Origin of the sequence: Dietzia sp. HMSC21D01 (genome assembly GCF_001815995.1) — a bacterium.
GTDB classification, from domain to species: Bacteria; Actinomycetota; Actinomycetes; order Mycobacteriales; family Mycobacteriaceae; genus Dietzia; species Dietzia cinnamea.
Genome location: NZ_KV824123.1, coordinates 1 through 1,886 on the forward strand (window position 1 = coordinate 1; position 1,886 = coordinate 1,886).

1 protein-coding gene and 2 pseudogenes are annotated in these 1,886 nt (G+C 66.3%); all 3 read left to right on the top strand.

Annotated features, from left to right (window positions below; genetic code table 11):
• Nucleotides 1–391: pseudogene (locus HMPREF3086_RS16275) on the top strand (IS1634 family transposase); the annotation flags it as partial.
• Between the two features lie 482 nt (nt 392–873).
• A complete protein-coding gene (locus HMPREF3086_RS16280) occupies nt 874–1,644 on the top strand; it encodes a MerR family transcriptional regulator (protein ID WP_070722951.1) in 771 nt (256 codons plus the stop codon).
• Nucleotides 1,641–1,886 (top strand): annotated as a pseudogene (locus HMPREF3086_RS16285) (hypothetical protein); the annotation flags it as partial. The gene HMPREF3086_RS16280 and the pseudogene HMPREF3086_RS16285, both read left to right, overlap by 4 nt.

The window sequence follows — 1,886 nt, forward strand, 5'->3', positions numbered from 1 at the left end:
CTCGATCCAGCGGGCCCGAGAATCTGCAGGCTACAAGGGGTATGTCACAAACATCGCCCCGGCCGTGATGGACGGCCATGCCGTCGTGGCGGCCTATCACGACCTCTGGAAAGTCGAGCAGTCCTTCCGTATGGCCAAGGCTGACCTGAGGGCCCGCCCGATCTTCCACCGCACCCGCGATGCGATCGAAGCTCACCTCACCGTCGTGTTTGCCGCCCTGGCCGTGGCGCGGCACCTGCAGGACCTCACCGGCATGTCGATCAAGAAGATCGTCACCACCCTGCGGCCCCTGCGCACCGTCACCGTTGCCATCGGCGACCACGAAATGCTCGTCGAACCCACAATCTCGGACGCCGCGCGAGCCGTCATCGACGCGATCAACTCAGGGTGACACTAAAACTTGTGGAAGTCAGGTCAGGCTGCAGTCGATCAAGCCGACACCGAGTACCGCACACTGCGCCAAGAACACCGACTGGCCACAGAGACCTACGAGGCAACTCGTCAACCCGAAGGGTTCAATTTGGCACTACAAGTCCTGACGTTTCTCGCAATTGCGGGAATGGCAATACCTGTCATTTTAATGAGCCTCGGGCCTACTTCGCTCCCACTTTGGGGGCGCATTGCAGTAACCGCCAGCTTCTTCGTCGGGGTCGCACTTCTACTCCGCTTTCTCTTCGTATACGCGAGCTTTCTCAAGCTAGATGGTCGGCCCGATCTTCCGGTGAACGCCTTCGGCCTCATTTGGGGCCGCCGACGCACTCAAGAGTCGACTGCCAATACAGGACATTAATCAGCCCCAACAATCGGCTAGCTGCTACGCCACAACGGTTTCGGCCTTGACCTTGTCACAATGTCAAGGTTGATGATCGAGATATGAGAATCGGTCAGGTCGCCCAGATCGTCGGCATCAGCGCACGCAGCATCCGGCACTACCACCGGCTCGGAGTGATCGCCGAGCCCGCCAGGACCTCCGGCGGGTACCGCGAGTACGGCGTCGCCGACCTCGCCCGCATCGCGCGGATCGCGTTCCTGTCCGACTCCGGTGTACCGCTCAAGGAGATCGCAGCGCTCCTCGAGCCGGAGGTCGGCGACCCCGTGACAGACCTCGCTGCGATTCGCGACGGCATCGACGAGAGAATCGCCGCCCTCACCCGCCAGCGCGACCGCCTGGACGCCATCGCCCAGCGCGCGGCCGCCGGGTTGCCCCCGGGCCTGCTGCCCGAACCCGTCGCCCGCGCGCTTGACCTCTGCCGGTCGGAGGCGAGCGACGATCCGGGCCTGGCGGCCCTCGTGGAGCTCGAACGCGACATGCTCGACCTCGCGGCCCTCCGCGGCGACCTTCCCGACGAACTCGCCACCGCGTATGCCGCCCTCGCGACCGACGGAGACCGGCGCCGTAGGTACCTCGACCTCCTCGCGGGGTTTCACCGCGTCAAAGGCCGACGCCCCGCCGACGTCGAACCGGAGATCGCCCGGCTCGTCGAGAGTCTGATCGCCGACCCGACCATCCGCTCGATCATCACCGGCGCCTCGGCAGACATGGACGACTCGCTCACCGGGCCCACGCTCGAGCAGCTTCTGCCCGACCCGGCCCAGCGCGAGGTGCTGCGCCGCACCTTCAGCGCCCTGGGAGTCGAGCTATGAACAGCAGACTGGTTCCGCTGATCGCCCTCGTCGTCGTCGCCACCGATGCCGTCCTCCTGGTGACCGGCACGATCGGGCCCGCCGTCGCGCTCGCCCTCTTCCTCATCGTGGAGATCCCCCTCGGCGCGCTCGCCGTCACCGGCTACGTCCGCCGCTACCGCGCGCACCGCGCCCGCACGGAGACCCACCGCGAGGCGCTGCGCGCGCTGGCCGCCGACGATCCCTACCTGCGCCTCGGCGCG

What these genes read in the sequence shown, in the direction of transcription:
- HMPREF3086_RS16280 (WP_070722951.1), top strand. Translation starts at nt 874, where the DNA reads ATGAGAATCGGTCAGGTCGCCCAGATCGTCGGCATCAGCGCACGCAGC.